Below are 24,530 nucleotides of genomic sequence, written 5' to 3' on the forward strand. Positions count from 1 at the left end.
GAGCTGTTAGTCGATCAGTACGCCTGGGTTGAGGATGCGGTGGGGGTCCAGGGCGTGCTTGGCGGCGCGCAGGGCCAGGGCGAAGGGCTCCGGGCGCTGGAGGTCGTAGCCGGGGCGGTGGTCGCGGCCGACGGCGTGGTGGTGGGTGATGGTTGCGCGGTGGCGGTGCAGGACGTCACTCGCGGCGGCCTTGATGTCGTCCCAGACCTCGACCTCGTCTCCGGGTCGGCCGGCGACGGCCACGGTGAAGTAGGGGGCCGCGCCGTCGGGATAGACGTGGGTGAGGCGGCAGTTGATGGTGGCCGGATGTCCGGTGGCCTTCGCGGCGACGGTGCCGACCTCGGTGCGGACGGCGTCGATCAGGGCGGGAATCGTGTCCCAGGTGGCGGCGGTCTCGAAGGTCTCGATCACGGCGCCCATGCGGGCCAGGCCGTCGCGCAGGTAGGGCATGCGCAGGAACACCGAGCGCCAGGCGTTCACGGCCGCGTCGGCCGGGGCATCGCGGTCCGCCGTCAGCGCCCCGCTGCGGCCGCCGTGGGCCCGGGCCAGGTCCACGGCGCTCGCGAGGCGGTCGTCGACGGGGGTGGTGGCGGACTCGAAGCCCAGGACCAGGACGGCGGAGCCGTCGTTGGAGGCGCCGGACAGTGCGGCCTCGCCGGGGTCGAGCAGGCGGCAGTTGGCCGGGCCGAGGTCGGACTGGGCGATGGCACGCACCGCGTCCAGCGCCTGGTGGAAGTCGGCGAAGGCCACGGACGTCGAGGCCTTGTGTCGCGGGCGCTCCTGCAGACGCATCCACGCCTCGGTGATGACGCCGAGCGCGCCCTCGGAGCCGAGGAACAGGCGGTCCGGTGACGGCCCGGCGCCGGATGCGGGCAGCCGCCAGGACGTGCTGGGGCCTGCGGGCGTGACTACGTGCAGGGACTGCACGAAGTCGTCGATGTGAGTGCGGACGGTGGCATAGTGGCCCCCGGCCCGGGTGGCCAGCCAGCCGCCGAGGGTGGAGAACTCGAAGCTCTGCGGGAAGTGGCGCAGGGTGAGACCGTGGGGCCGCAACTGCTCTTCCATTACGGGACCGAGCGCGCCGGCCTGGATGCGGGCCGAGCGGCTGGCGGTGTCGATATCCAGGACCTGGTTCATCGAGGTCAGGTCGAGCGACAGTACGGCGCGATGGGCATCGCCGCGGTATTCCACCCCACCGACCACCGAGGAGCCGCCACCGAAGGGGATGACGGCCACACCGTGCCCGCCGGCCCAGTCCAGCAGGTCGGCCACGTCCTGGTCGTCGGTCGGTCGGGCGACCAGGTCGGGGATCCGGCCGGGCCGGCCGCGCAGGGCCCGGATGACGTCGCGGTAGGCCTTGCCCATGGCGTGGGCTGCGCGTGCTTCGGGATTTGCGGTGACCAGGTGTGCCAGGGAGGGCGGGGGCGTCGCGGCGGGGCGGCCGATGGGCAGGTCGGCGATGCGGGGTATCGGCAGCGGACGGGCCAGGGTGCCCGGCAGCAGGGCCCCCATTGCGGCGCATTCGGCGTCGTCGGGGTGGGCGTCGGCGTAGCCCCAACCCCACCAGGAGCGGAGGCGGGAGGTGCCGGGGTCGGTCACGGTGGCAGGCATGGGTGCGCTCCAGCGAGGTCCAAGTAATTTACCCGTTGGTAAATTACCCTAGGGTAAGATTGGATCCATGACAACGCTCTCCACCAGGGCCGGCACCAAGGGCGTACCGAGGGCCGCGCGCGAACGACAGGTCCTGGCCGCGGCCACCGAGGAGTTCGGCCGCCACGGCTACGAGGCCACCACCGTGGCCGCCATCGCCACGCGCGTCGGCGTCACCAAACCACTTCTGCACCAGTACTTCGGCAGCAAGCAGGACCTCTACCTCGCCTGCCTGAACCCGGTCGGCGACCGACTGCTGGGCGCCCTCCGCGCCGCCATGACCCACCATGACACCGGCGCGCCGCCCACGCCCCTGCGCGTGCTGCACGCCCTGTTCACCGCTCTGGACGGGCAGCGCGAGGCGTGGTTCGTCCTCTACGACGCCACGCTGCCACCCGACAGCGATGCCGCCCAACGCGCGGCGTACTACCGCAGCTCCATCGACGACCTCGCCGCGATCGGCACCGCCGACCTCCTGCACGCGGCCGGATCCAGCGACCCGCTTGACGCCGACGCCCTCAAATACGCCTGGCGCGGTCTGTGCACCGCCTTGGTCCGCTGGTGGGTCAACCATCCCGACCAGTCACCCCAAGCCATGGCACAACGCTGCGCACGGCTCTTCGCGGCCAGTCGCACCATCCTCGCCGCCGGCGACGAGGGCACCTGAGCCGGACCGCCGCCCGACGACGCGACGGCCGCAGTCGCTGGATGGCCGGTGGCCGCCCGACTCCCCGTCCCTGCATTTGACGAGCTTTCAGTGACGGAACATCTACGACATCCATCCGCCCGGCGGGGCACTGGCTGGAGGCGCCCTGGAACGGGACCCAGCACATGGAGGAGAAAGACTCCAACGGCAACCTCGGCACTGGAGCTGCGCGTTCAGCGACCAGGCAAACCAACAGTGGGACGAGCATCTAGAGCTCGTACCGGGTCGTGATCAATGAGCGCCGCAGCTTCCGGGGCAGGTGCCCGGCCGGGGGCACGGGGCCCGGCGGTCTGCGGCTGCGCCATGTGGGCGCACAAGGTCACTTCGTGAGCGCGGGCCGCAAGCCTGGACTGTCCGGCGTCGCGCGCGGCTCCGCCGACGCGTGCCTTCACGTCAGGTCGGCGAGAGGGGCGCTCGGTTGCCAGGTGACGGGGAGGACGACGTCGACACCGTCGCGGCGGGCCAGGGGCAACAGCCGGCTCATCGTGGCGTCGATGTCGTCCAGGAAATAGGGCATGGGCCGCAGGGGCCGGTGCAGACCGACGAAGAAGTCGTCCCAGTGCACCAGGACGACCCGGCGGGCCCCCGTCGCGGCCACGACCTCCTCCCAGTACGTACGCAGGAACTCGGTCGACTGCCTGCCCAGATTGCCGATGCCGAGATAGATGACGTCGGCGCGCCGGCCTCGCAGCGCGCCGGGACGGAAGTTGGCACTGGCGTGCAGCAGGATGCGGCCCGTCGGATGGGCGACGAGCACGCTGTAGGCGGTGCCCGTCTTCCATTCACCGGCCCGGGCCGGTGGCACAAGAGGCTCGTCGACGGTTCCGGGATAGTGGTCACCGGGGCTGTGCACGGAGTCCAGGAAGGTGAGGTCGAAGCGGCCGTAGGAGACGGTCTCCCCGCCCGCGACCACGCGCAAGGACGACTCCGGCACCCTCAGGCCGCGGCCGATGTTTGCGGTGGAGGGCGATCCGACCAGCTCCGCGCCGGTCTCCAGTGCCCACACCGGCGCATCGAGGGCGTGATCGTAATGGGAGTGAGCGCAGACCACCGCGGCCAGATTCTTCACCCGCAGTCGGTCGATCGTGGCGCGCACAAGAGAGCGGTCGGGCGCGATCCTGCCCAGGGCGACGCGAAGCATCCCCGGCCGGGTGACGAACCCGTCGCTGAGTACGGAGGTCTCCCCGTCCGACAGCAGAACGGAACTGGTGCCAAGGAAATGGGCGACCACCCCATGGTCGCTCGTCATCGGGGGCTGTTGGTACGGCAGATAGGGGCGCAGGCTCGGATGACCGACAGGCGTTCGCATTCTCATGCCTGCATCCTCACCTGTTCAGCGGCTCCAGCCGATCACTTACCACGCGTGGAGGGATACGCGCGAATCGTCGGCGGTACCGGAAGGCCTCGCGGCCGGAGGTGAGGGTGTCGGTGTCTGCGTTGCCAGCACGCTTCCTCACCGGCCGGTGCCGCGGGTTGGCCGGATACCTCGGTGAACGTTTTCCATTCTCCGTCTGAGCTGGCCAGATGCAGGCTGAGGACGGCCTGGACGAGGTTCGTGATGCGGGTGGTCGAGCAACGGACCTTGTGACGGAGCCGCCAGGTCTTCAGGGTGGCGAGGGCCTGCTCGGCGAGTGCCCGGATCTTCGCATGGACCGGTTGACGGCCTGCCGAGCCGTGGAAGGGCTGTCCCAACGGCCGCGGTGACGAGTGCGGATTGCGCCGCCGCACCCTGGTAGTCCTTGTCCGCCCAGCAAGTGATGCCAGCTGCGGCATGAGCGTCGACGATGCCGTGCTCGCGGGCTGCCCGGACGTAGTGGACGGCTCCGGGCAGGGCAGGTGATGCCCACAGGAGACGGCCCTTCGGGTCGGCGATGACCTGCACTTTCATGCCGGGCATCTTGTGCTTGTAGCAGTAGAGGGGCCGGTCGGCGACGATCCGGTCGATCGGCAGCAGCATCCCGCCCGAAGGATATACGCACACGCACAGTCCCCGGCAGAATCGGTTCTCTGGTCGAAAACCCACCTACCAGGAATTTCATCGTCTCGTGCGGCGGACGACTTCAACTTCCCGCGGTCAAGGAGAGTTTGGCAACGTGCGCATTGACGCAGGTCACCCCTGCCAGACGTCGGCCACCGATGGGGCCAGTGCACAGGCCTGGCCGTAGCCCGCGCGGGCGGCAGCCGCCCGGCGTGTGTCGTCCGCCATGTTGTGGCCCATCGCACGCCGCGCGGCACGGTCCGGGCACAGCAGGATGACACGCGCCCCGCCGTCGGACAGTTCCGCGGCCTGCTGCGAGGCGCTCGGATGCGGCCCGACCGCCCGGGGGACCGGCACGACCGCCAGCACCCGGCGGTACCCGCGTGCGAGCTGGAGGTTGGCGGTCGAACGGCTGCCGCCGTCCATCCAGCGCCGGCCCGCCACGGTGACCGGCGGCCACACGACGGGCACGGCGCAGCTCGCCGCGACCGCTTCGAGCAGTGTCACTCCGGAGCGTGAGTCGAACACCTCCAGTCGTCCGGTCCGCACGTCGACCCCGGTGATCCGCAGCCCCCGCCCGGGCCAGTCGCGTACGTCGCCCAGGAGCGCGCCGACCGTGTCGAAGACGTCCGACTCCGGCCCGGTCCCGGCGCGCAGCGCCGCCCGGGCGAGGCGTTCGACGGACCGCTGGGGATCGCGGGAACCGAGCGCCGCCCAGAGGAAGCGCGCCGTCTGGCGCGCGGTCACCGGCAGACGGACCGCGTCTGCTCCGGAGAGCTGACGCTCGTACAACTCCGAGGCGGGGACGCCGCAGCGGAGCCGGGACCCGAAGACGGCACCGGCGGACGTGCCGATCACGACGTCCGCGCTGCCGAGATCGATCCCGGCCTCGGCGAGCCCGGCGAGCACCCCGGTCAACCAGGCCCCGCCCACCGGCCCGCCGCCGCCGAGCACAAGTGCAGTGCCGGACATGCGTCCCCCTCCCCTGTGCACGACCGCGGACGCCCCGCCCGCAGGAAAGCAAAACGGGGAGTGGTCCCCGCTTACTCGGCCGACGATAGCATCCGTACCGGGGAATGCCCCCCGGTACGGGGCGAGAAGAGGGAGACACAATGGACGACCGTCCGCCGGTAGGGCGCCGCGATGCGCTGCGCAACCGGAAGCTGCTGACGGACAAAGCCCGCGAAGTCTTCGCCGAACAGGGCCTGGACGCCCCGCTCGATGAAATCGCCCGGCGGGCGGGCGTGGGCAACGCCACCCTCTACCGCCACTTCCCGACCCGTGCCGCGCTCGTCGACGAGGTCTTCCGAGATGCGCTCACGGAGACCACAGCGGCGGGCGAGCGGGCACGAACCGCCGAGGACGCGTGGACGGGACTGATGCAGTACCTGAGCACGGTGTTCGCGGGCCTGGCCGCGGACCGCGGCACCAATGACCTCATGACCACGAACCTGGAAGGCGTGACTTCCCTGCAGGCGATCCACGCCCACAACCGTGACACCATCGACGAGCTGCTCCGGCGCGGTCAGGAGCAGGGAACTGTGCGCCCGGACCTGACCACCGAGGACGTGCTCTTCACCCTTGCAGCACTGGGCAGGGCTGTTCCCGCGCTCACGACGGTCGCCCCGGAGGCCTGGCTCCGCCCGCTCGCCCTGCTCCTCGACGGCCTTCGCACCAGCCCGTCCGCGCCCCCACTGCCCGCACCGGCCCTCACTTGCGACCAGCTCGGCGAGGTACTGCTCAACCTAGGCCCGCACAGGCGGCGTTGAGACTCCATGATTCACACGGTTGCCCTGGTGGACCAGTCCTTCACCAGGAACCTCTCCGCCTCGGCATCGCCATCAGGTTGGAAAAGGCTGCCTACCGTGTCGGCGGGATCGTTCCCGGTCATTCGTAGGATCGGCAGGCCCAGGGTCCGGGTGTGGCCCCAAAAGGGCTCCTGCCGAGGCTTCGGCTTTCACCACGGCCCCGCCGATCACGCAGGCGGCTCGACTTCATCATTGAGCTTCGCACCACGAGGCCCACGCCCGCGTCGAGCACGTCTTCGCGTCAAGCCGGCGGAGTTCAGTTGCTCGGCGACGCCGGTCAGGTAGGTCGGTCCGCCGGGCTCGTAGGGACCGGTGAACAGCCTCGCCCTGCTGGTGCCGGTGGCCAGGAGATGACTGAGCGCAGCAGCCCGGAAAGGAGGACGTCAGGTGGGCGCGGGGAGCGTACGGCGAACTCGACATGCCGGTGGGCGACCTGTCGCGGGAGCAGCCTTCCCGCTCGCGTTCTCGAGCCCGGCATGGCGGCCGATGTGCCTCCATGCCGCCGCGACGGCTGTCACGCGCAAGGCGGCCGTCACCACCGCAGGCAGTGGGCGTTTCACGGCCCGGGACGGCAGGCCGTGACTGGTCGTGGGGACCTGTGGGGGGGGACCGGCCGCAGGACATACGCGGGGACGGGCCCTGAAAGGAAGCGGCGGGCGATGCCCGGAGGATCAGGCTACGTTCGCGAGCTTCTGGCGCACGACGATCGCGTTGAGCCGGACCGCGAACGGTGCGGTGTCGGTGACGCCCAGGGTCCCCACGCGGGACTTGCCAAGGCCGACGGTGACGTCGGCGCAGAAGGCAACGGCGTACAGGTACGCGTCGGTTTCCTCGTCGTGCAGGGCGAAGAACAAATCGCGGTAGTAGCTCGTATGGTCCGGCCCCTCCTCGTAGTAGGCCAGTCCCGGTTCGCCCTCCTGCGCCGCAAGACCGGTGAAGGCATCCACGAGGTCGCGCTCGACGGTGTCCCAGAACGATGCCCGAGCCGCCTCGGGCGGGAGCGCCTGGCGGACCGCCTCCTTGAGGGAGAGCGCCATCACCAGGATCGGCCCCTCCTCCTGGAGCCCCCAACCACGGACCATCTTGACGATGTCACTGTCAGGAAGCACGGCGGCGGCATCGCGAATGTGACCGAAGTCGTAGTTGACGGTGGCGGGCGCGATCGCCTCCTGAAAGGCACGCGCCAGGGCCTCCGCTTGGGCAAGATGGGCCTCCCCCACCTCGATGACTGTCCTGAAACAGGCTGCCAACTTTCCCTCCTTCAACATTTTGTTGCACTGACGAGGCAGCAGTATGCCGCACGGTGCGCCAGCCGGCATCACAGGAAGTTGGCCGGAGCCGACGGACACGGGCCGACGCCGGGCGTCGCCGGAACTCGGCCCCTCCAAGCGCTGTGGACCAGCTTGGACGTATCGGGAGCGAGCGCCGGCCATGTACGACTGACCGAAACTCCATGGCCGTCCGACCCGGCGGGAACCCGGATCCCGGCCGTGACCTTCCCGAACGCGGCGTCGCCGGCCCGGCAGGGAGCGACGACGAAACCCGGGGGACGACAGCGGCTGTCAGCGGCGAGGTGGATCCATCAGCCCTCGGGAATCCTGCAACGGCACTGCCGGCCGGTGTGTAAGGTCCGGGCCGCAGCGGTCCGGCCCATCTTCGAGCCGGGTCGCCGGATACTGATGCGGCGGGAGCCTGATCACGCCGCGAACCAGGCTCTGTTCGTGACACTGCGGCACATCACGGCGCCTACGCGGCCGTCACGCCCCGCCCGGTACCGACCGACCTGTACCAGATCGCGCGGGGCGGCCTGCCGGCTGCCGAGGAGGCCGAGCGGGCACGGACGAGGTCGGGCACCGGCATGATCCCGCCTAGGCGGCTGTCGTAGATGGGGCCCGTTCACCTGATGAACGGCATTGGGCGGTGTGGCTGATCATTTACGGCGTTCAGCATGCTCAGGCGCGAAAGCATGCGAAAGCGATGCGTAACGGCTGGTACAAGTGGCAGCACGCGACCACACACGCGTTCACCACGGTGATCTCCCGCACCTCTTCCGTCCTGGAGCCACACATGCCGCAGCAGATGAACGGCGCGCAGCGAAAATCCGTCTGGATCAGGGCACTTGGCGTGTTCGCCGCAGTGGTCACGGCCGGCTTCGGGGTGTGGGCGACCGCACACCAGGACCCCGGCAGCCACAACAACAGCTGCCGCGGGCCGGCAGTCTGCGGCATGAACAACGACGGGAACACAATCGGCAACGGCAACAGCAACGGGAAGAAATGAACCGCCGGATAGCTGCTGCAATGATCGTGGCGGCCTGTCTGATCGGCCTGAGCGCCACCGGCTGCACGGACAACAACTGCCACGACCAGGCCATTTGCGGATCTGACAACAACGGCAACGCACTTGACTCGGCCGCTCCGGCTTCCGGGGACGCCGGAGATCCGTCGGAAGCGAGCACGCCGACCGACAGCGAAACGCCCTCCACCGAGGCCCCGACCGACAGCCCCGGCTCGGGATCGGACGCACAGGGCAGCCCGTCGGACGGCAACCAGCCGGCCGGCGACGACCCCACCCGGCCGAGCCGTCCGCAAAGTGTGTCCCTCTACACCCTCTGCCAATCAGTCAACGACGGGTTCGACTGCGGCGCCTACTCACCGAGAACAGTCAGCGTGGGAAACCACACCTTCGACTACGTCGGAGAGACGAACCCGAACGATCACAGCCCGGACTGGAAGATCGTGATGGGCATGTCCTCCACCACGTGCAGCACCATCACCCTCAAGTTCGCCGCGGGAGACAAGCAGAGCAGCGCCGACCAGGAGGTGCGTCTGCGGCTGACGCAGGAGCACGCCGACGCGGTCGAGGCCACCGCCAAGGCGGGCACGATGGGCAGGCTCACCGCGACGATCGTCGGAGGCTCGTCGTTCAAGGTGGAGGGGAGCGCGTCCGACGACACTTCCGTGGTCGTCAACGGAAGCGCGATGTGCACGACGGTCTCCGGCAGTTAGCGCGGAGCTGAAGTGGGCGCACGCAGAGGGCAGCGCGAGGCGGTGGCACGTGCTGCCGCCCATGGCAAGGAGGATTGGCAGCAGCTCATGGGCGAGGCGGCCGCCTGGCGGGCGGAGCTGCTTGCGGCGTTCGACGAGGGTGAGCCGGACGACGGCGAGCGGGCCATGGACCTCACCGCGGAGCGCCGCCTGCACGTCGCGCACTGGTTCACTCGTCCGGGGTCCGGTCAGTTGGCGGGCAGCGGTCGGTTCCCGTGCGGGTGCAGGCGGTCGGTGAGGAAGGCGAGGATCTCGTCGCGGGCCCGGACCGTGGGGTGGCCGACCTCGTCGACGAGATGGGCGGTGACGACGCTGTGCGGGGTGCCGACCAGCTCGGCGAAGAAGGGCGGCGGGGCCGGGTTGGCGGCGCTGTCCGGGAGGACGCGCCCGTCGAATGCGTCCCCGAGCAACGCGCGGTAGGCGGCGAAGCGCTGCCCCGTGCACCAGCGGTCGCCCTCGAAGCGGTAGGAGAGGACGGTGAGTCCGTCGCGGTCGATCCGGTCGCGCACCGCGCGCGCGTCCGCCGCGTCGAGTTCGAGTCCGCCGGGGTCGTCGAGCGGCAGCGACGGGTGGTTGACCACCGGGGCGATCACTGCCGGCTCCAGGGCCATGGTGAGGGCGAAGTTGCCGGTGAAGCACAGGCCGATCGCGCCCACCCCAGGCCCACCGCACGCGGTGTGGGCCTGGCGCGCCAGGCCTCGCAGCCAGACCGTCACCGGGCTGGTGCCGCCCTGCGCGAAGGCGCGGAACTCCGCGCTGACACAGGCGCGGCGCAAGACCTCACGGCCGCCCTCCACCGTCGGGAAGGCGCCGTCGGTCCCGAACAGGGAGGGCACATGGACGGTGAAGCCCGCGTCCCGCACCCAGCGCGCGAGCCGCAGGACGTCGGGGCTGATGCCCGGCATCTCGGGCAGCACCACGACCGCAGGCCCGGCCCCGGCCACGTACACCGTCTTCTCCACCCCCTCCACGGCCACGCTCCGGCGGGTGAAGTCGGTGATCGGATCGTCGTCGTCGCTCATGGGGACAGCCTGGTCCGGGACCGACCGCCGGGTCAGGGGCGGGATCGCCAAGGTCAGGGGTAATCTCGCCACAGGCGAGGGAGGCGAGCGGTACGCGGTCGGCGACCTGGGGCCGGGGACACCAGGGGGTACGGGAGCGATGACAAACGCCGAGCGGCAGGCGGAGGACGGTGTTGGTCCCGTCGCCGGGCCGGGTGCGCTGCGGGTCGGGGTCCTGGCGTATCCGGACTGCTTCGCGTCCGAAGTGTTCGGCGTCCCAGACCTGTTGACGATGGCCGCGCATGTCGCCGGACCGGACGCGCCCGGCTACCGGGTGTCGGTCGTCTCGCCCCGCCGCCGGGTCACCGCCTCGGGCGGCGCGAGCCTGGACGTGCGTCCTTTGCGCGAGGTCGACGTCCTCGTGGTTCCCGGGTTCGAACTGCGCCCGGACACGGACCTCGACGCGCGGCTCGGCCGGCTCGCCCCCGAGATCGCGGCGATCCGCGCGCAGGCCGCCGCCGGCACCGCCGTCGTCTCCCTCTGCGTCGGCGCGTTCCTGCTCGCCGAGGCCGGGCTCCTCGACCGGCGCCGGGCCACCACCTCCTGGCTGCACGCCGGCCAACTGGCCAGCCGCTGCCCGGACGCCGACGTGCGGCCCGAGCACCTGGTCGTCACCGACAAGGGGGTGACGACCACGGCCGCCTTCAGTGCCATGTACGACTTCGCGCTGGGCCTGATCCGCCGGCACAACGGCGCCCGGGTGGCCCGCATCACCGCACGGTTGGCGCTGGTCGACGACGCGCGGACCTCCCAGACGCCGTACGTCGACCCGCGGCTCCTCCCCCAGCCCGGCCGGGAGTTCTCCCAGCAGGTCATGCGGCAGCTCGACCAGAACCTCGCCGAGCGGTACGACCTCACCGCGCTCGCGGACGCCTTCCAGGTCAGCACCCGCACGCTGCTGCGCCGCTTCGCCGAAGAGACCGGCCACAGCCCCCTGGCCCATCTGCAGGCCTCCCGGATCCGCCGCGCCCGCCACCTTCTGGAGACCACCGACCGGACCATCGCCGCCGTCGCCACGGCCGTCGGCTACCAGGACCCAGGCACCTTCGCCGCCCTCTTCATCCGCCACACCGGCCGCCGCCCGAGCGCCTACCGGGCCGCCTTCCGCCGCACCGACCGTGCGTCCGCCCCGGACGGCGCCATCTAAGGGGCTGCCACCCAAGCGTTGTGGACTACGGAGTCGTGATACGTCGCCATGAACTGCCCGATGGCCAGTAAGGACTCATGCGTCCGTTGCTGCCCAGCCTGCGCCGATACGGCCGCGGCTCGATGACCGGCGTCGCGTCCCTGTCGGCGGAGGAGGGTCTGGGAATCGCGATCGCCAACCGGCGCGGCCGCGCGACGGGGCCCCGGACCTCCGCGTGACCGGCACCGACACCGCTCGGTGTGCCTGCCGGGGCACCGACCGGATACACCGCCCCGGTGGGCGACCTCCCGTCCGATCCGCAGGACCCTGCCTCTGATCCCTACTGTGTCGAGGCAACGGGCATGTCCAGGCCACGGGCCGCGACGAGGCGTGCGGTCCCGTCGGCCAGGTGTGGCACGGGCCTACCACTGCGGCCTGCCCGACGGCGACCCGCTCGGCCAGGAGGCGGGAGCGGTCCAGCAGCAGGTCGACGGTGTGCCCTACGTTCTCCGCGAGGATCTCTTCGGCACTCACGCGTCCGGCGGCCGTCGCCGCCAGCACGCTGGGACTCTCGCTCGACGACCTCGCGGACGTAGTCGGCCGGCGCTGGGCCGTCCTCCGGCGCCGCGCGCGCCGCGCCGACCGCCCCGCACGAGTCGTGCCCCAGGACCACGACCAGGAGGCGGTCCAGCACGCCGACGCCGTACTCGATGCTGCCGGTCGCTTCCTGGCCCATGACGTGGCCGCAGTGCGGACCACGAAGAGATCGCCCAGACCGCGATCGAAGATGATCTCGGCGGCCAGGCGGGAGTCGGAGCACCCGAACAGCACCGCGAATGGGCGTTGAGAGGGAGCGGCCTCGGCGGGGCGGGTGGTGTCCTGGTTCGGGTGCGCCGGGGCACCCGCGACGAACCGTTGGTTACCCGCCAGTAGAGGCTCGAAGGCTTCATGAGTAATCCTCGCCCCACTACGCCGTCACAACACGGCCCGACGACACCGCCGCGGGGCAGGGGTGTACCGCCACAGCAGTGGATCTGCCGGGCGACCGGTGCGTCCACGCGGCGCCGAAACCGGCCGGGCCGGGTGAGGACACCACACAACCAGGCTGGTCTCGATCGCGGCGTACGCCCGATGAGCGTACGCCGCGGCCACCCGCTGCCCACGAGCGAGCTTGGCGGGCGCGGAAGCCGGATCTCTCGTAGATTGAAGAGCGAGTGACTGGCAGGGAATGCGCGTGACGCCGGAGATCGACTACACAGGGGTGTTCGCAGCCCTTCCGAGCCCGTGCCTGGTGCTCAGCACGGACCTGGTGATCGCTGACGCCAACCCGGCCTTCTGCGAGGTGACCGGACGGAGCCAGGCCGAGCTGCTCGGGCAGTACCTCTTCGACGCCTTCCCGGACAACCCCGCCGACGCGGAGGCCGACGGGGTGGAGACGCTGAAAGCCTCACTGCACCGTGTCCTGTCCTCCCACCAGACGGATCACATGGCTTTGCAGAAGTACGACATCCCGATCGCCGGCAACCCCGAGGCGTTCAAGGAGCGGTGGTGGACGGCAATCAACGTGCCCGTCCTCGGCCCGGACGGAAATGTCGCCTGGATCATCCACCGGTCCGAGGACATGACCGACGTCGTCCGCTCCCGTCGCGCGGCCGACCTGCCCTCGGTCAGCCCCGGCCGGGAAGCGGCCATGGAGGCCGAGCTGTACGCCCGGGCGCGGCAACTGCAGCAGCTGAACGAGGAACTGCGGCAGGCCCACGCCCGTGAACGGCGCATCGCCGTCGCCCTCCAAGAAGCCATGCTCCACTCCCCTGACCTGGCCGGGCACCCGAATATCGCCGTGCGCTACCTGCCCGCGACCGGATCACTGAACGTGTGCGGCGACTGGTACGACGCGGTCGACCTGCCTGCGGGCCGCTTCACCGTCGCGGTCGGCGACGTGGTCGGCCACGGGCTGATGGCAGCCACCGTCATGGGCAGGCTCCGCAGCGCGCTGAGCGCCGCCACCCGCACCGTCCACGGCCCCGCCCAAGCACTGGAGGTCCTGGGCCTGTACGCCCGCTCGGTCGAGGGAGCACTGGCCGCCACCGCCGTCCAGGTCCTCGTCGACTGCCACAGCCAACTGCTCATCTACAGCAGCGCCGGCCACCCCCCACCCGTCCTCCTGCACCGGGACGGATCCCACGATCTGCTCGACCAGGCCACCGACCCACCGCTGGGCGCCCGCCCCGAACACGTCCCCCGCCCCCAGGCCAACACGACCTACACTCCCGGCGACACCCTCATCCTCTACACCGACGGCCTGATCGAACGCCGCGGTGAGGACATCGACGCCGGCCTGACCCGCCTGACCACGACGCTCGCCACCTGCACCGGGTTCGGCGCGGAACACCTCGCCGACGCCCTCCTCGCCCGCCTCAACCTCGCCGGCGGCGCCGCCGACGACATCGCCATCGTCGTCGTCCGCTTGGACCGAACGACCCGACCGTTCTGATCGGGCCAATGTCGTCGTCGGTGAGCGTGCGGCCGACCATTGTTTCCGTTGTTGCCACGGGTGAGGGCCCACGGCGTCACGCCGTCTGGCTCTGTGCCGATTCCGATCTCCTCGGCAAGCTCGCGCACCGCGTTGTGGCGCACTGCCGCGGCGTCGAGGAGTGCCCCGTCGTCGGGTGGTTCGACGGATCCGCCGGGTAGCCGCCAACGGCCGGGGCGGCGGTGGCACCGGGGACCCGGCGGAGGGCGTAACTCCGGTAGGTCACCCGGGTCCAGCGGAGGGGTGGTTCGTGCGGCCCCGTCCGGTCCAGGCCGACGCATGCGCCGACCGGACCGTCGAAGAGACAGGGGTTGGCCTGGACCTCCTTGCGCCACGCACGGTCCCTTGCCAGCCGATGTTCAGGGGCAGCTGCGGCGATGGAGCTTCGACGGGCCGGAGCTCGTGGGCGTCGAGGACGTCAACGTATGGGTGCGGTAAGGGCTGGTCCGGGTCACCGCCGCAGACTGTCACAGACATCCCCTGCGCGCGGCGAGCGCACACGAGAACATCGTCGGCATCGCGCTGCTCGACCAGGTCGCCGAGCACGCCGTCACCGTAGAGACGTCCTGAAGGCCCTCAACTCGGTGGTGCCGTGCCCAGTTGCACCGGTGGTTGAGTCGAGGGCCTACGTGACGGGCATGGTGTCTCAGAGGACCGCGGTGGCCGTCTCCTCCTGAGTGCGGAAGGCCCCGTTCTCGTCCCAGTAGAAGACGGTGACCTTCACCTTGTCGCCCGCGACGAAGCCGTTGCCGGCCGGGCGAAGCCTCATCTGCACGGTGCGGCTGACGAAGTCGCAGGTGACCTTGGAGGCCTCGATGGTTCCCGTCGCGTTCCGCTTTTCGGCAGCCGACTCGGTGACCTTGGAGGCGTAGCCGGCTATCTGCAGGTCCACGCCCGTGTCGCAGGAGTACTTGATGTCCAGCTGCAGGCCCGGCTTGTCGAGCGAGACCTTGGTGATGTCCAGCAGGTCGGCCTTGGCCGCGGCCGTGGGCGCGGTGGCCAGAGTGCCGGCGACGGCCAGCGCGGCGACGGTGGCGGCGACGGCCACGCCACGCCGGACCCGGGATGCCTTCATGCAGTTCTTTCCTTCCCCCTGGGCAGTCACGTCTACGGTGACTGCAACAGTTGTTCGTTTTGGTCAGGATGGACCTTACGCGATCTTTCGGGGCGCCCCGAGCCCTTTTCGGGTGACTCTGGCCAGCGGCCGTACAACCTGAGGTCGGCGAGGCCCCGGGCCGTCGGATCCCACATCGAGGAGGGGCTGGAGCATCACGCGTTCACGGCCGGCGTCGCGTCGCGCCAGGTGAGTGCGGCCGCGCCGGTGAGCCGACGGGCCATGACGTGGGCCATCACCCAGTACACGCGGGATTCGGCGGAGGCGGCCCGGTGTTCGTAGTCGCACACGAGCCGCCGGCGCAGCATCGAGGTCCCGTACGTCTGCTCCGCCACCGCTTCGGCTGGGACACGAACTCCTTGCTTTGCGGGTTCCGCTCGACGACCTCCAGATTGATCCCGAGCGCGGCGCCGTGCTCGACCACGTCGTTGACAGGCCCTTCCCTTTTCCAACACGTCGCGAGGTACCTCCAGAAAGCCACCGGCCGGCCGACACACTCCCGCCGTTCCGCCGAGCCGGCGGCTTCCACATGCCCAACTCGCTTGGAATTCGCCGAACATGGCCGGCGAGAACACACTCGCACTGAGCCGCCCCGAACGCCTTGTTCGACCTCGCCTACGCGATCATCACCGTTCGCGACCCCACCCGGGCTGATCGCGCTCAGGTCCGGTACCGGTAGAGGATCCGACCTCGGGTGAGGTCGTAGGGGCTCAGCTCCACGAGCACCCGGTCGTACGGGAGGATCCTGATGTAGTTCTTCCGGATCTTCCCGCTGATGTGCGCGAGCACCTTGTGCCCGTTCTGCAGCTCCACCGTGAAGGTGGCGTTGCGCAGGCATTCGACGACGGTTCCCTCCATTTCGAGACCGCCCGATGTTTTCGGCAAATCACTCATTCCTTGAGTCGATGAATGTGAAAAACGCGGGGACGTGCTGAGAAGTGGCGGCGCCTCAAAGGCGCACCAACTCCAGATTTCCGCCCGTGCACCTGGCACCGACGCCCTCGAAGAGCGCTACGGCCGCGGCATTGGCTTCGTCCACCTCGGCCCATGCCGATTCGGCCCCGGAGCGGTGCAGCGAACCCAGCGCGTGGGCCAGCAGCACCCGCGCGATGCCCCGGCGCTGCACATCGGCCAGGACCGCGATCAGCCCGATCCGCGGCCTTCGGGTGACCGGCGTCACCCGGATCAGCCCCACGTACCGGCCGGGCAGTTCCGCGACCGCGTACTTCGACGGGTCCACGATCGTGACCCCAGCAGGGCGGGGCAACACCTCGGCCGGCATCGTCTGCCAGCCGACTGTGGCCTCGACCTCGTCGCGAATCGCCCGGTCCAGCACGCGCAACAGGTCCCCCTGCGCCTCGCCGGCGGGCACGATCGTCACAGCCGTCGGCGGTCGCACCGCGTCGAGCCCGGTGACCCGCAGGTCGGTGGGCACGGCGTACTCCCGCTCACGGCGTCCTGTCGTGAAACCGGCCCGCTCCCAACCGGCCCTGGCGTCGCGGTCGGTCTCGTCGACCACCACGTACAGCGGCGCCGGCAGGTCCGACACCATCGCAGCGGCGAGCCGGTCGAAGACCGCGCCCTGCCACGCATCGATGCTGACGAACATCCGCCCGTCGGGCCTGCACACAGCGTCGCCGCGCCCGACCTCCCGGTCGTCTTCGACGGCGAGCCAGTGCGTGTGCGCCACCCGTGTGATCGTCACCGGGCGCTCCCCGGCGCCCGAAGAGAAATGCGATGTGTTCATGGTGATGGCCTTTCAAGAGTGCCTTGTCGGTCGAGGCACTCCCGAGGACACCTATGTCACTCGCGCACCGTGCGGGAAAGGGGGAGCACCCACTTGAGAACAGCGTTCACGGGTCTCACCTCCTAGCGGCCTGTCACGGTGTGCCGCACGCTACCAAGCGGGCGGCATCCCGCCCAACCCATTTTCCGGCTCAACGCCGGACTCCGAGAAGCTTCCCCCTGACGCAGTCAAGCAGGCAGCGAACCGGCTACGGCCCCCAGCGTCCCGCTCCGTCCCTCGCAAGCTGCGTCAGCGCTACAGGAAGGACGCCGGGCCGTTGGTGCCGCGTCGGCGGAAGCCCAGCGGATGGGACGGGATCGACCGCCGACAGCTCGGCGGCAGCGCCGCGACGGTGAACCACGATGGCGGCACGGGCTCGGGCCTCCGTGACCGCAAAGGGTCACAGCTCCAGGCTCACCCCCCATGGGCAAGCCGCCGGAAGCGCGCAGACGGGTGCTGCACCTCTCGGTGCAACGGTGCAGCCCACTGTCCAGGCAGCGGTCGGGCCCACTGGGGAATCAACTGTCCGCGAAGTGCCGGTCGGCTCCGGCCCGAGGCGCAGCACACCGGTCGCCGAGGCGCCGTACGCCGCGCCTCGCGATGCCGACATCGACGCGCGGCCAGCTCCGGCAGGTCGGGTTCCGGCTCGGCACATCGCCCGGCCGCCACGTACACCCGCACCGGCGTGGACAGCTCTGCCATGCCCGCTTCCGGACCGGCAGGCCCCCGTGGACTTCACAGCGGGATCCTGCGGTACGCCCCGCTCGCTCCTCGACCAGCCGCCCGGCCGAAGCCCGCGCGCCCCAGTGGGCACCCCGACCGCGTTGTCGTTGCGCCCGGTGGCCCGCCGGACGGGTTGCTGCCGGCCCCAGCCGTGCCGCTACAGCAGCCGACAGGTGCCCTTGACGGCGCAGGAGACACGGAAGAGCGGACGAATCGCGTCCCGATCCCCGTCGGCGTCCATCGCCGGCCCACCCAGCCGTGGGCCGGCAGGCCAGGGTGGGCTGGGCAGAACGGAGCGTGGTACTGCGGCGCCAGGCTCCGTGCGACGGCCATCCGGACGGCCGCGGCATCACACCGCAGATCGCTTGCACGGGAAAAGGACTCGAGCCGACGACATGGCCGGCATCAGCGGCCGCACGGCGTTCCCGAGCGCTCACAACGGCGCCGGGTGGAACACCCCACATCGGGGAGGCAGGCTGTAGTCATGCGGTCGCTCATCCGCCCGTCCAGTCCATCAGCCGCGGGCGGCCACAGCCGGGTCCTCTTCAGACTCGCGCAGTGTGTGCCATTCATGATCATACTGCTCGCGCTGGGGATCGAGCTTTCCCCTGCACACGCGCTGATCACCGGTCCTCTCCTCGCCGCCATGCCGGCGTTGGCCTCGCTGACGATGGGCCCCAAAGGCACTCTTTCAGCAGCGGCCGGAGCCTTCGCCGTCACCGTGATCACGGCCACCCTCCACGGCAGCTGGGGAGGCCAGGTCTACAGCAACCTCATCTCCCTCCTCGTAGTGTCGGCAGCCAGCGTCACCATGAGTAGTGCAGTGCGCACGCGCAGACAGCGCGAGCTCAACCAGGTTCGCCGGGTCGCCGAGGCAGCACAACGGGTTCTGCTGCGGCCTGTGCCGCCCCGGCTCGGTCCCGTCCAGATGGCCAGCAAGTACCTCGCGGCAGAGACGGGCGCGCAGATCGGCGGCGATCTGTACGAGGCCGTGCACACCCGGTACGGCGTCCGGATGATCGTGGGAGACGTCCGCGGCAAGGGGCTGCCCGCCGTGCGCCTGGCCGCAGCCGTGCTGGGTGCGTTCCGGGAGGCCGCGCACTATGACGAGGATCTGGTGGAGGTGGTGAATCACTGCTCGGCAGCGCTGGTACGCGAGCGGGCGGCGCTCAGCGCGGTTGATCAGGCCGAGGAAGACGATCTGACCGAGGATTTCGTCACCGCGCTCGTGGCTCAGGTGTCAGACGCCTTCGAGGTCCAGGTCGTCAATCGCGGGCATCCGCCCCCGCTGGTGCTCCGCCAGGGCAAGGTCAAGGCCCTCCTCCCCGCCTGCCCACTGCCGCCCCTGGGCCTGGAAGACTTCATCACCGTTCCGCCTGCCACAGTGGAGACCTACCCCTTCACCCCCGGTGACCGTCTCCTGCTGCACACCGACGGCGTGATCGAGGCCCGCAGCCCCGACGGCGATTTCTTTCCCCTGCCCAAGACCACAGAATCGGTGCACCCCTGTAGCCCGTCAGAGTTCCTGGAGCAGCTGCACCAGGAATTGATCCGGCACACCCACGGCTACCTGGCCGACGATGCGGCGCTGCTCCTCGTCGAACGGCTCAACGAAGGAGGCGAGAGCAGGCTGCACGGCCCTCGCACCCTCTGAGGACGGTGCCGTAGTGGCAGCCCTTTGCGGGTGGCCCACTCATCGACACTGACCACCCGCGGCGTGGGAACGTCCGGCTCGGCCAGGTGGCCGACTGCTCCTTGGCGCGGCAGGCCGGGCAGACGAGCTCGGCGTTGCAGCCGTACCGAACCGTGAGCAGACCGACGCTCCGATCGTCGGCAGGGGAACACTCGCGCCGCGACTTCCGGGGGTCGGCCGACCAAGTCATGCCAAGAACCGCCACCCGGAATCTGCCTCGGCGCGGGCCACCTCTGCGTCGTACTCGCCCGCGTCGAAATCGAATTCCAGCAGTCGGCCCCCCAGACGGGGAAGCTGCCAGCCCGACCACTGCACGACATTCCCCATGCGCTGCACGACCGCGGAGAGGAAGCCGCAGCACCCCCCGGTGCACTCCGGCTCGCCCAACTGCACACGGCGCGGCTCAGCCGTCGCCCGCAGCGGGCTGGGCAGCCCTACGGGCAACGCTTCCGCTGCCCGTGGCCCGCGGCCCCCAGGGCCCACGGCCTGCTCCACCACGTCCTCGCCGTTGACCCAGAAGCGCAGCTGGGTGGGGGAACGCGGTCCCGGTCGCAGCACCGTGATCTCCAGCCGATCGAACATCGGGCCACCCTATGGCCGCATCCAGATCGGCGTTCTGCGGCTACTTCGTGGTCGCGTCCTGGAACCGTTCGAGGCATACGTCAACGCCCGCTTCACCGAGGCCCAAGGCCAGGTCAGCAGCACCCGACTGTTCCTGGAGATCCAGGCCCGCGGCTACCGCGGCAGCCACCAGGTCGTGCGCAAACACCTCGCCGCCCTCCGCGCGGGCGCCGTCGAACCGGTCCGGGCCGACATTCCGAGCCCTCGCAAGATCACCTCGTGGATCATGCGGACCTGGGAGACACGTCCAGGCTGTTCAGCCATCCCTGCCATGCTGGTCGAGGATCACTCACCGCAACAGCATGCCCTACGGTCCGGAGACGGGCGATCGGCGCCTCTGTCTCTGCTCGCGCACCAGGAGCCGTGGTTCACGGAACTGCGGACAGAGCCGTTTCCGAGAATCCCCATCAAGGCGGAGGAGCAGGCGGACGCGTGCTGTGGGGGCGGCATCGGCGGCCCGTGTGTGTGCCACTTCGGAGGTCCCGTGCCTCATGTCGTCCTGCGGTCCGCGCGCCGGTCCGCCCGTGCGGGCGACGAGGTGTCGCTGTCGGCGCTGGTGCTGGAGGGGTGCAGCGCCCTCACCACCGGCACCGAGCAAGCCGGTGTCGACATGCTCCGTCCCCACCAGCTTCGGATGACCGACGCACCAGGCCGACACTCCGCCCAGGCCCGCGTCACCGCCTGCCACGTCCAGGGCCACGACCACCGCGTCGAGTGCGCCCCGGAGCCCGGCGGACCTGCCCGAGCACCTGGTCGTCCATGCGGATGCCCCACCGCTGGCGGTAGGAATGAGTCCCCTTCGGGCCCACGACCCCGCTCGCCCCCTCCGCCCCGCGGGCTGCTCGGCGTAATCAGAAACCGTCGCATGGTGAGTTCGACGGCGGAGCAATCCCGACGAACGTCATTTCCGTATGAATTCACAGGAAGCAAAACCATCTCCACGACAACATGAACCGAGAAGTTTCGGAAACCTTCATGGTCGATGTCGGAGATGATGGTCCGCCGCCTGACGCGCTTCGCGGGCGGCGAGCAACGCACAGAGCCACCCGCAGGCTCTGAAGCGCAGGGGACGGCCCCTCGAGGCCGCCAGAAAATCAAGCACGCCTTCGGAAAGGAGGCTGACTATGCGGGCGCGCACACGTATCAAGAGAGTGGCTGTCGCGGTTGCGGCGGCACCGATCCTGGCCATCGCCGCCGGAGCTGGCGCCGCCCATGCAGCCGCCACCGCCGCGCCCGAGCACGTCGTCGCGTTCCACCAGGACGACGGCTGGGGCTGGGGCGGAGGACACCACCACGGCTGGGGCTGGGGCGACCACCACGGCTGGGGCTGGGGCGGAGGACACCACCACGGCTGGGGCTGGGGCTGGGGCGACCACCACGGCTGGGGCTGGGGTGGAGGACACGGCCACGGCTGGGGCTGGGGCGGCTGAGTGTCAGCAGAACTGATCGCAACCCCTGACAACAAAGGGTGGATCCGGGTGCTCGATCCCATCGGGCACCCGGATCCATATGACGAAGCGCCTGATGTACCTGATGTGCCGGTGTCCGCGACGACGGAGGGACCGGATGGGGGTGGCCTGCAACGGCGAGCCCAAGTTGCGGCCCGCCTCCATCGGCGTCCTCCCTCTGACCGTCGCCCGCGATGCCGGGTGCAAGGTCGCCCACCTGCCCGGCCAGTGCATGCGGCGGATCGCTGGCCTCTATCCGGGCGAGGCAAGGACAGACGCGAAGGACACCGCAGTGATCGCGCACGCCGCCCGGACAATGCCGCACACCCTACGCTCGCTCGAGCTGACCGGCGAGATCAGCCCAGAAGTGACCGCGTGGGTGGCTTCGACCAGGACCTCGCCCTCGAAGCCACCCGCACCTCCAACCGGACACGCACCTACTCACCCAGTTCCACCCCAGCCTGGCAGGCGTCCTCAGACCCCGCCTGGACCATCCCGCCGTCAGCTGGAGATCGAGCCGTAACTCCCTTCTCATCGGCAGGCGCGCGAACCCTGATTCCGACGCTGGTTGGTGACGGACCTTGACGGTGGCTGCCTCCCCGTTTCGACGGTCTGATGGGGCACTTGGCGGACCGGTTCGCACGAGTCGAACCGCGTCGACCGGCGGCACGGCTGGTGCTCGGACTCCTGTCAGATCTGCCGCACAAGAACTGCTGGACGATCGCCGAGTGGGCCGGAGGGGCCGGCCCGTACGGCATGCAGCACATGCTGCGCCGTGCCTCCTGGGACGCCTGCGCCGTCCGGGACGGCGTTCGCGATTACGTCGTGGAAAACCTCCACAACGACGAGGCGGTCCTGGTGGTCGACGAGGCCGGCGACCTGAAGAAGGGAACCTCTAGGATCGGGGTCCAGTGCCACTGCACCGACACCGCCGGGCAGATCGAAAACGCGCAGGTCGCCGTCTACCTCGTCCACGCGGACACACGGCGGTGGACCGCGAGTTGTACGTGCCGCGTTCGTCGACGTGCGCCCCGGACCGCTGCCGGGCAGCGGGCCTGGGCGAAAGCACCGCCTTCGCAACCAAGCTGAAGTCACCACCGCCGCGGGGAAGTTCCGCGCGGACGGCCCGACCGCGAAGGCGCCGAAGCGGGCCTGGCAGAAGCTGTCGGCAGGGGCCGGCGCCTGGGGCCACCGGTTCTACGGCCGGGCCATCATCAGCCTGGCCGAACCCCGGCCCGGCGCACACCAACTGCTGACCCGCCGTAGCCCGCACCACTGGTGAACTCGCCTACTGTCGCTGTTGGTCGCCTGCCCCGGTGCCCCTGGCCACGCTGGTCCGCGTCGCCGGGTCCAGATGGCGGGTGGAGGAGACCTTTCAAACCGGAAAGGGACTGGACGAACACCACGTCCGCCGCTCCACTTCCTGGGTCCGCTGGGTCACCCGGGCAGGCTCGCCCACGCCCACGCCTTCGTCCGCGCCGGCGAACACGCCCGCCATCCCGCCCCGGACGGGCTGATCCCACTCACCTGCAACGAGACCCAGCGAATATTCACGACGCTGGTCGTCCCGCCCACTCACGATGTGGCGTACCGGCTCCGCTGGTCCGACCAGCGACGCCGCCACCAGGCCCGAGCCCCAAGCCGGCCACTGCCGCAGACAAGCCACGAATCACACAACCGGTTCAGCGGTGTGCTCGTGCCGGCTGACCTGTGCGACCGAAGCTTGATGGTTTGCCGCCGAAGGCCGACCGGGGGGTGTGTCCCGATGAGTAAAAGTACTCATGACACCCACCGAGGTGCGGGGGAGGATCAAGGGATGACGACGCTGAGGAAGACGAGGACCCGGCTCGGGATGCTGCCGTTGGCGGTGATGGTCCTGCTGGCGGCGGGGTGCGGAACGCAGCGGGCAGGGGATACGGCCGACGCGTACCGGCGTTCCCATCCAACGCCGACCGGCATATCGACGCCGAGTACACCAGCAGACTTCCCCTGCCCCGGCGAGAGCCCCAAAGCGGCGGCGCCCACGGCCGCCACCACCCCCAGCTCAACCGTGCCGCCCACCGACCACTACGCCGAAAACCACGGCTTCAGAGTGCCCTTGCCGCTCCACGGCCAGAGCCGCTGCGACGGACTCGCGGCGGTCCGACGTGTCAAGAACGCACTCGAACCGCTACGCCGGCGCGGCGATTTCGCCCCGGACAGCGTCCGCAGCGCGCTCGTCAACCTCGGCTATTCCGCAGGGAAGGTGCAGGCGTACCCCGACGGCCCCACCGGGGTCGGCTTCCTCATCGACATCGGCGCCTCTCCCTGGTGTGTCGAGGGCACGATGCGCAGTGACGCCACCAAGGCGGATGCCTTCGGCGGCTACCCCGATGGCACCGGCTGCGAGCCACCGGCAGGCGGCCACTGACCCCAGCCGCCCCCGCCAGTCAAACGCCGGCTGCTGTCGCGTCGCGTCGCCGACACGAGCCCGAACTGCTCGCACTCCTTGCCGAAGTCCTTCTCTGAGCGACCACTTGACCTGGGGCTCGACCTGGCTGGCGGCGGAGCCGTCCTGGCCATCGCGATCCTCCTCAACCAGGCCCAGCCGGAGCACTACATCTCCGGCCGGGCCATCCACCGCGCCTCCGAGAGCCACCGCGGCGAGGCAAGACCGACACCAAGGACATCGCCGTCATCGCCGACCAGGTCCGCGTCCGGCGCGACCTGCGCCCCTTGCGCGTCGACGACGGCACGATCACCAACCTCAAGCTCCTCACGGGGCGGCCCATGGACCTGGTCGCCGATCGCCCCCGCGGGGTCCACCGCCTGCGAGCCCAGCTCACCGGCATCTTCCCGGCCTGGAAAGGGCGGTGGACCTGACCAACATCCTTCCGCTCACTCTGCTGGTCGGCTACCGGACCCCGGCGGCCATCCGCCGGATCCCCACCCAGCGGCTCGAGACATGGCTGTGCAACCGGCACGTCGTCCGCCCGGACCGGCTTGCGGAGACCGCCGTACAGGCCGCCGAGCGACAACACACCAGCCTGCCTGGGGAGGATCTGGCCTCCGAGCTGGTGCGCACGCCGGCGAAGGAGGTGATGGGCCTCAACCAGCAGGTCGCCGGGCTCGACAAGGCGATCGAGACCCGGTTTCGCAGCCACTCACCTCCTAATGATGTTGTCAAGCCATCGCGGCGACGGGGAGGTTGGCTTGGTAGCACTGTCCGTCACGGATGAGAGCCCACAAGACATTCA

22 protein-coding genes and 7 pseudogenes are annotated in these 24,530 nt (G+C 70.1%); 15 read left to right on the top strand and 14 right to left on the bottom strand.

Features of this window, described 5'->3' with window-relative positions; translation table 11 throughout:
• Window positions 1-6: 6 nt before the first annotated feature.
• Complete coding sequence (locus tag ACWGJ5_RS36990) at window positions 7-1,611, bottom strand: FAD-binding oxidoreductase (protein WP_453314008.1); 1,605 nt, start codon at window positions 1,609-1,611, stop codon at window positions 7-9.
• A gap of 67 nt (window positions 1,612-1,678) precedes the next feature.
• Here ACWGJ5_RS36990 and ACWGJ5_RS36995 point away from each other — a divergent pair, with 67 nt between their 5' ends.
• Window positions 1,679-2,317, top strand: coding sequence for a TetR/AcrR family transcriptional regulator (locus ACWGJ5_RS36995; RefSeq protein ID WP_453314009.1), 639 nt, complete (start codon window positions 1,679-1,681; stop codon window positions 2,315-2,317).
• Window positions 2,318-2,744: 427 nt separating this feature from the next.
• On the opposite strand, the gene ACWGJ5_RS37000 is transcribed toward ACWGJ5_RS36995, so the two are convergent.
• The 3 genes and pseudogenes from ACWGJ5_RS37000 to ACWGJ5_RS37010 form a co-directional block, all read right to left on the bottom strand.
• Window positions 2,745-3,671: an MBL fold metallo-hydrolase gene (locus tag ACWGJ5_RS37000; protein WP_453314010.1), complete on the bottom strand. Its 927-nt coding sequence runs from the start codon at window positions 3,669-3,671 to the stop codon at window positions 2,745-2,747.
• A gap of 194 nt (window positions 3,672-3,865) precedes the next feature.
• Window positions 3,866-4,316: pseudogene (locus ACWGJ5_RS37005) on the bottom strand (transposase family protein); the annotation flags it as partial.
• Window positions 4,317-4,466: 150 nt separating this feature from the next.
• Window positions 4,467-5,306: a patatin-like phospholipase family protein gene (locus ACWGJ5_RS37010; protein WP_453314011.1), complete on the bottom strand. Its 840-nt coding sequence runs from the start codon at window positions 5,304-5,306 to the stop codon at window positions 4,467-4,469.
• Between the two features lie 140 nt (window positions 5,307-5,446).
• Here ACWGJ5_RS37010 and ACWGJ5_RS37015 point away from each other — a divergent pair, with 140 nt between their 5' ends.
• On the top strand, window positions 5,447-6,103 hold the full coding sequence (locus ACWGJ5_RS37015; protein ID WP_453314012.1) for a TetR/AcrR family transcriptional regulator: 657 nt from the start codon (window positions 5,447-5,449) through the stop codon (window positions 6,101-6,103).
• A 710-nt stretch (window positions 6,104-6,813) separates the two neighbouring features.
• On the opposite strand, the gene ACWGJ5_RS37020 is transcribed toward ACWGJ5_RS37015, so the two are convergent.
• On the bottom strand, window positions 6,814-7,392 hold the full coding sequence (locus tag ACWGJ5_RS37020; RefSeq protein ID WP_453314013.1) for a Type-2Aa cytolytic delta-endotoxin: 579 nt from the start codon (window positions 7,390-7,392) through the stop codon (window positions 6,814-6,816).
• A 670-nt stretch (window positions 7,393-8,062) separates the two neighbouring features.
• On the opposite strand from ACWGJ5_RS37020, the gene ACWGJ5_RS37025 reads away from it, so the two are divergent.
• The 3 genes and pseudogenes from ACWGJ5_RS37025 to ACWGJ5_RS37035 form a co-directional block, all read left to right on the top strand.
• A complete protein-coding gene (locus ACWGJ5_RS37025; protein WP_453314014.1) occupies window positions 8,063-8,422 on the top strand; it encodes a hypothetical protein in 360 nt (119 codons plus the stop codon).
• Between the two features lie 389 nt (window positions 8,423-8,811).
• Window positions 8,812-9,150, top strand: coding sequence for a hypothetical protein (locus ACWGJ5_RS37030; protein WP_453314015.1), 339 nt, complete (start codon window positions 8,812-8,814; stop codon window positions 9,148-9,150).
• Window positions 9,137-9,363: pseudogene (locus ACWGJ5_RS37035) on the top strand (TipAS antibiotic-recognition domain-containing protein); the annotation flags it as partial. The gene ACWGJ5_RS37030 and the pseudogene ACWGJ5_RS37035, both read left to right, overlap by 14 nt.
• Before the next feature lie 14 nt (window positions 9,364-9,377).
• Here ACWGJ5_RS37035 and ACWGJ5_RS37040 read toward each other — a convergent pair.
• A complete protein-coding gene (locus ACWGJ5_RS37040) occupies window positions 9,378-10,211 on the bottom strand; it encodes a dienelactone hydrolase family protein (protein WP_453314016.1) in 834 nt (277 codons plus the stop codon).
• Window positions 10,212-10,350: 139 nt separating this feature from the next.
• Here ACWGJ5_RS37040 and ACWGJ5_RS37045 point away from each other — a divergent pair, with 139 nt between their 5' ends.
• Both ACWGJ5_RS37045 and ACWGJ5_RS37050 read left to right on the top strand, forming a co-directional pair.
• Window positions 10,351-11,397, top strand: coding sequence for a GlxA family transcriptional regulator (locus ACWGJ5_RS37045; RefSeq protein WP_453314017.1), 1,047 nt, complete (start codon window positions 10,351-10,353; stop codon window positions 11,395-11,397).
• A 77-nt stretch (window positions 11,398-11,474) separates the two neighbouring features.
• Window positions 11,475-11,615, top strand: coding sequence for a hypothetical protein (locus tag ACWGJ5_RS37050; RefSeq protein WP_453314018.1), 141 nt, complete (start codon window positions 11,475-11,477; stop codon window positions 11,613-11,615).
• 101 nt (window positions 11,616-11,716) lie between these two features.
• On the opposite strand, the pseudogene ACWGJ5_RS37055 reads toward ACWGJ5_RS37050, so the two are convergent.
• Window positions 11,717-12,204, bottom strand: a pseudogene (locus ACWGJ5_RS37055) (carbonic anhydrase).
• 400 nt (window positions 12,205-12,604) lie between these two features.
• Here ACWGJ5_RS37055 and ACWGJ5_RS37060 point away from each other — a divergent pair.
• Window positions 12,605-13,870 (top strand): SpoIIE family protein phosphatase, encoded by a 1,266-nt coding sequence (locus tag ACWGJ5_RS37060; protein ID WP_453314019.1) that lies wholly within the window; start codon window positions 12,605-12,607, stop codon window positions 13,868-13,870.
• Between the two features lie 65 nt (window positions 13,871-13,935).
• Here the strand turns inward: ACWGJ5_RS37060 and ACWGJ5_RS37065 are convergent.
• The 5 genes and pseudogenes from ACWGJ5_RS37065 to ACWGJ5_RS37085 all read right to left on the bottom strand — a co-directional run.
• Window positions 13,936-14,190 (bottom strand): annotated as a pseudogene (locus tag ACWGJ5_RS37065) (NUDIX domain-containing protein); the annotation flags it as partial.
• Between the two features lie 365 nt (window positions 14,191-14,555).
• Complete coding sequence (locus ACWGJ5_RS37070) at window positions 14,556-14,984, bottom strand: hypothetical protein (protein WP_453314020.1); 429 nt, start codon at window positions 14,982-14,984, stop codon at window positions 14,556-14,558.
• Between the two features lie 194 nt (window positions 14,985-15,178).
• Window positions 15,179-15,358, bottom strand: coding sequence for a hypothetical protein (locus ACWGJ5_RS37075; protein ID WP_453314021.1), 180 nt, complete (start codon window positions 15,356-15,358; stop codon window positions 15,179-15,181).
• 325 nt (window positions 15,359-15,683) lie between these two features.
• Window positions 15,684-15,881 carry a translation initiation factor IF-1 gene (infA, locus tag ACWGJ5_RS37080; protein WP_453314033.1) on the bottom strand — a complete coding sequence of 66 codons (198 nt, stop codon included), beginning with the start codon at window positions 15,879-15,881 and terminating at the stop codon, window positions 15,684-15,686.
• Between the two features lie 91 nt (window positions 15,882-15,972).
• The gene (locus ACWGJ5_RS37085; RefSeq protein WP_453314022.1) at window positions 15,973-16,770 is read right to left on the bottom strand and encodes a GNAT family N-acetyltransferase; all 798 of its coding nucleotides are present in this window, start codon (window positions 16,768-16,770) and stop codon (window positions 15,973-15,975) included.
• Window positions 16,771-18,103: 1,333 nt separating this feature from the next.
• Between ACWGJ5_RS37085 and ACWGJ5_RS37090 the strand changes: the two genes are divergently transcribed.
• Window positions 18,104-19,186: a PP2C family protein-serine/threonine phosphatase gene (locus tag ACWGJ5_RS37090; RefSeq protein WP_453314023.1), complete on the top strand. Its 1,083-nt coding sequence runs from the start codon at window positions 18,104-18,106 to the stop codon at window positions 19,184-19,186.
• A gap of 225 nt (window positions 19,187-19,411) precedes the next feature.
• Here ACWGJ5_RS37090 and ACWGJ5_RS37095 read toward each other — a convergent pair whose 3' ends face one another.
• Both ACWGJ5_RS37095 and ACWGJ5_RS37100 read right to left on the bottom strand, forming a co-directional pair.
• Window positions 19,412-19,807, bottom strand: a complete 396-nt coding sequence (locus ACWGJ5_RS37095; protein WP_453314024.1) for a hypothetical protein — start codon at window positions 19,805-19,807, stop codon at window positions 19,412-19,414.
• 528 nt (window positions 19,808-20,335) lie between these two features.
• The gene (locus ACWGJ5_RS37100; protein ID WP_453314025.1) at window positions 20,336-20,458 is read right to left on the bottom strand and encodes a hypothetical protein; all 123 of its coding nucleotides are present in this window, start codon (window positions 20,456-20,458) and stop codon (window positions 20,336-20,338) included.
• 512 nt (window positions 20,459-20,970) lie between these two features.
• Here ACWGJ5_RS37100 and ACWGJ5_RS37105 point away from each other — a divergent pair.
• The 6 genes and pseudogenes from ACWGJ5_RS37105 to ACWGJ5_RS37130 all read left to right on the top strand — a co-directional run bounded on the left by ACWGJ5_RS37105 (window position 20,971) and on the right by ACWGJ5_RS37130 (window position 24,512).
• Window positions 20,971-21,276 carry a hypothetical protein gene (locus ACWGJ5_RS37105; RefSeq protein WP_453314026.1) on the top strand — a complete coding sequence of 102 codons (306 nt, stop codon included), beginning with the start codon at window positions 20,971-20,973 and terminating at the stop codon, window positions 21,274-21,276.
• 151 nt (window positions 21,277-21,427) lie between these two features.
• Window positions 21,428-21,815 (top strand): annotated as a pseudogene (locus ACWGJ5_RS37110) (IS110 family transposase); the annotation flags it as partial.
• 94 nt (window positions 21,816-21,909) lie between these two features.
• Window positions 21,910-23,021: pseudogene (locus ACWGJ5_RS37115) on the top strand (transposase).
• An 89-nt stretch (window positions 23,022-23,110) separates the two neighbouring features.
• Window positions 23,111-23,704 (top strand): hypothetical protein, encoded by a 594-nt coding sequence (locus ACWGJ5_RS37120; RefSeq protein ID WP_453314027.1) that lies wholly within the window; start codon window positions 23,111-23,113, stop codon window positions 23,702-23,704.
• A gap of 251 nt (window positions 23,705-23,955) precedes the next feature.
• Window positions 23,956-24,156, top strand: a pseudogene (locus ACWGJ5_RS37125) (IS110 family transposase); the annotation flags it as partial.
• Window positions 24,147-24,512 (top strand): hypothetical protein, encoded by a 366-nt coding sequence (locus ACWGJ5_RS37130; protein ID WP_453314028.1) that lies wholly within the window; start codon window positions 24,147-24,149, stop codon window positions 24,510-24,512. The pseudogene ACWGJ5_RS37125 and the gene ACWGJ5_RS37130, both read left to right, overlap by 10 nt.
• Window positions 24,513-24,530: the final 18 nt, after the last annotated feature.

The sequence above is a fragment of the Streptomyces sp. NPDC054783 genome (genome assembly GCF_053611725.1).

Excerpts from the sequence above, each read along its gene's own strand:
- ACWGJ5_RS36990 (WP_453314008.1), bottom strand. The coding sequence starts at position 1,611 with ATGCCTGCCACCGTGACCGACCCCGGCACCTCCCGCCTCCGCTCCTGG.
- ACWGJ5_RS36995 (WP_453314009.1), top strand. The coding sequence starts at position 1,679 with ATGACAACGCTCTCCACCAGGGCCGGCACCAAGGGCGTACCGAGGGCC.
- ACWGJ5_RS37000 (WP_453314010.1), bottom strand. The coding sequence starts at position 3,671 with ATGAGAATGCGAACGCCTGTCGGTCATCCGAGCCTGCGCCCCTATCTG.
- ACWGJ5_RS37010 (WP_453314011.1), bottom strand. The coding sequence starts at position 5,306 with ATGTCCGGCACTGCACTTGTGCTCGGCGGCGGCGGGCCGGTGGGCGGG.
- ACWGJ5_RS37015 (WP_453314012.1), top strand. The coding sequence starts at position 5,447 with ATGGACGACCGTCCGCCGGTAGGGCGCCGCGATGCGCTGCGCAACCGG.
- ACWGJ5_RS37040 (WP_453314016.1), bottom strand. The coding sequence starts at position 10,211 with ATGAGCGACGACGACGATCCGATCACCGACTTCACCCGCCGGAGCGTG.
- ACWGJ5_RS37045 (WP_453314017.1), top strand. The coding sequence starts at position 10,351 with ATGACAAACGCCGAGCGGCAGGCGGAGGACGGTGTTGGTCCCGTCGCC.
- ACWGJ5_RS37050 (WP_453314018.1), top strand. The coding sequence starts at position 11,475 with ATGCGTCCGTTGCTGCCCAGCCTGCGCCGATACGGCCGCGGCTCGATG.
- ACWGJ5_RS37060 (WP_453314019.1), top strand. The coding sequence starts at position 12,605 with ATGCGCGTGACGCCGGAGATCGACTACACAGGGGTGTTCGCAGCCCTT.
- ACWGJ5_RS37070 (WP_453314020.1), bottom strand. The coding sequence starts at position 14,984 with ATGAAGGCATCCCGGGTCCGGCGTGGCGTGGCCGTCGCCGCCACCGTC.
- infA (WP_453314033.1), bottom strand. The coding sequence starts at position 15,881 with ATGGAGGGAACCGTCGTCGAATGCCTGCGCAACGCCACCTTCACGGTG.
- ACWGJ5_RS37085 (WP_453314022.1), bottom strand. The coding sequence starts at position 16,770 with ATGAACACATCGCATTTCTCTTCGGGCGCCGGGGAGCGCCCGGTGACG.
- ACWGJ5_RS37090 (WP_453314023.1), top strand. The coding sequence starts at position 18,104 with ATGATCATACTGCTCGCGCTGGGGATCGAGCTTTCCCCTGCACACGCG.
- ACWGJ5_RS37095 (WP_453314024.1), bottom strand. The coding sequence starts at position 19,807 with ATGTTCGATCGGCTGGAGATCACGGTGCTGCGACCGGGACCGCGTTCC.
- ACWGJ5_RS37100 (WP_453314025.1), bottom strand. The coding sequence starts at position 20,458 with ATGTCGACACCGGCTTGCTCGGTGCCGGTGGTGAGGGCGCTGCACCCC.
- ACWGJ5_RS37105 (WP_453314026.1), top strand. The coding sequence starts at position 20,971 with ATGCGGGCGCGCACACGTATCAAGAGAGTGGCTGTCGCGGTTGCGGCG.
- ACWGJ5_RS37120 (WP_453314027.1), top strand. The coding sequence starts at position 23,111 with ATGACGACGCTGAGGAAGACGAGGACCCGGCTCGGGATGCTGCCGTTG.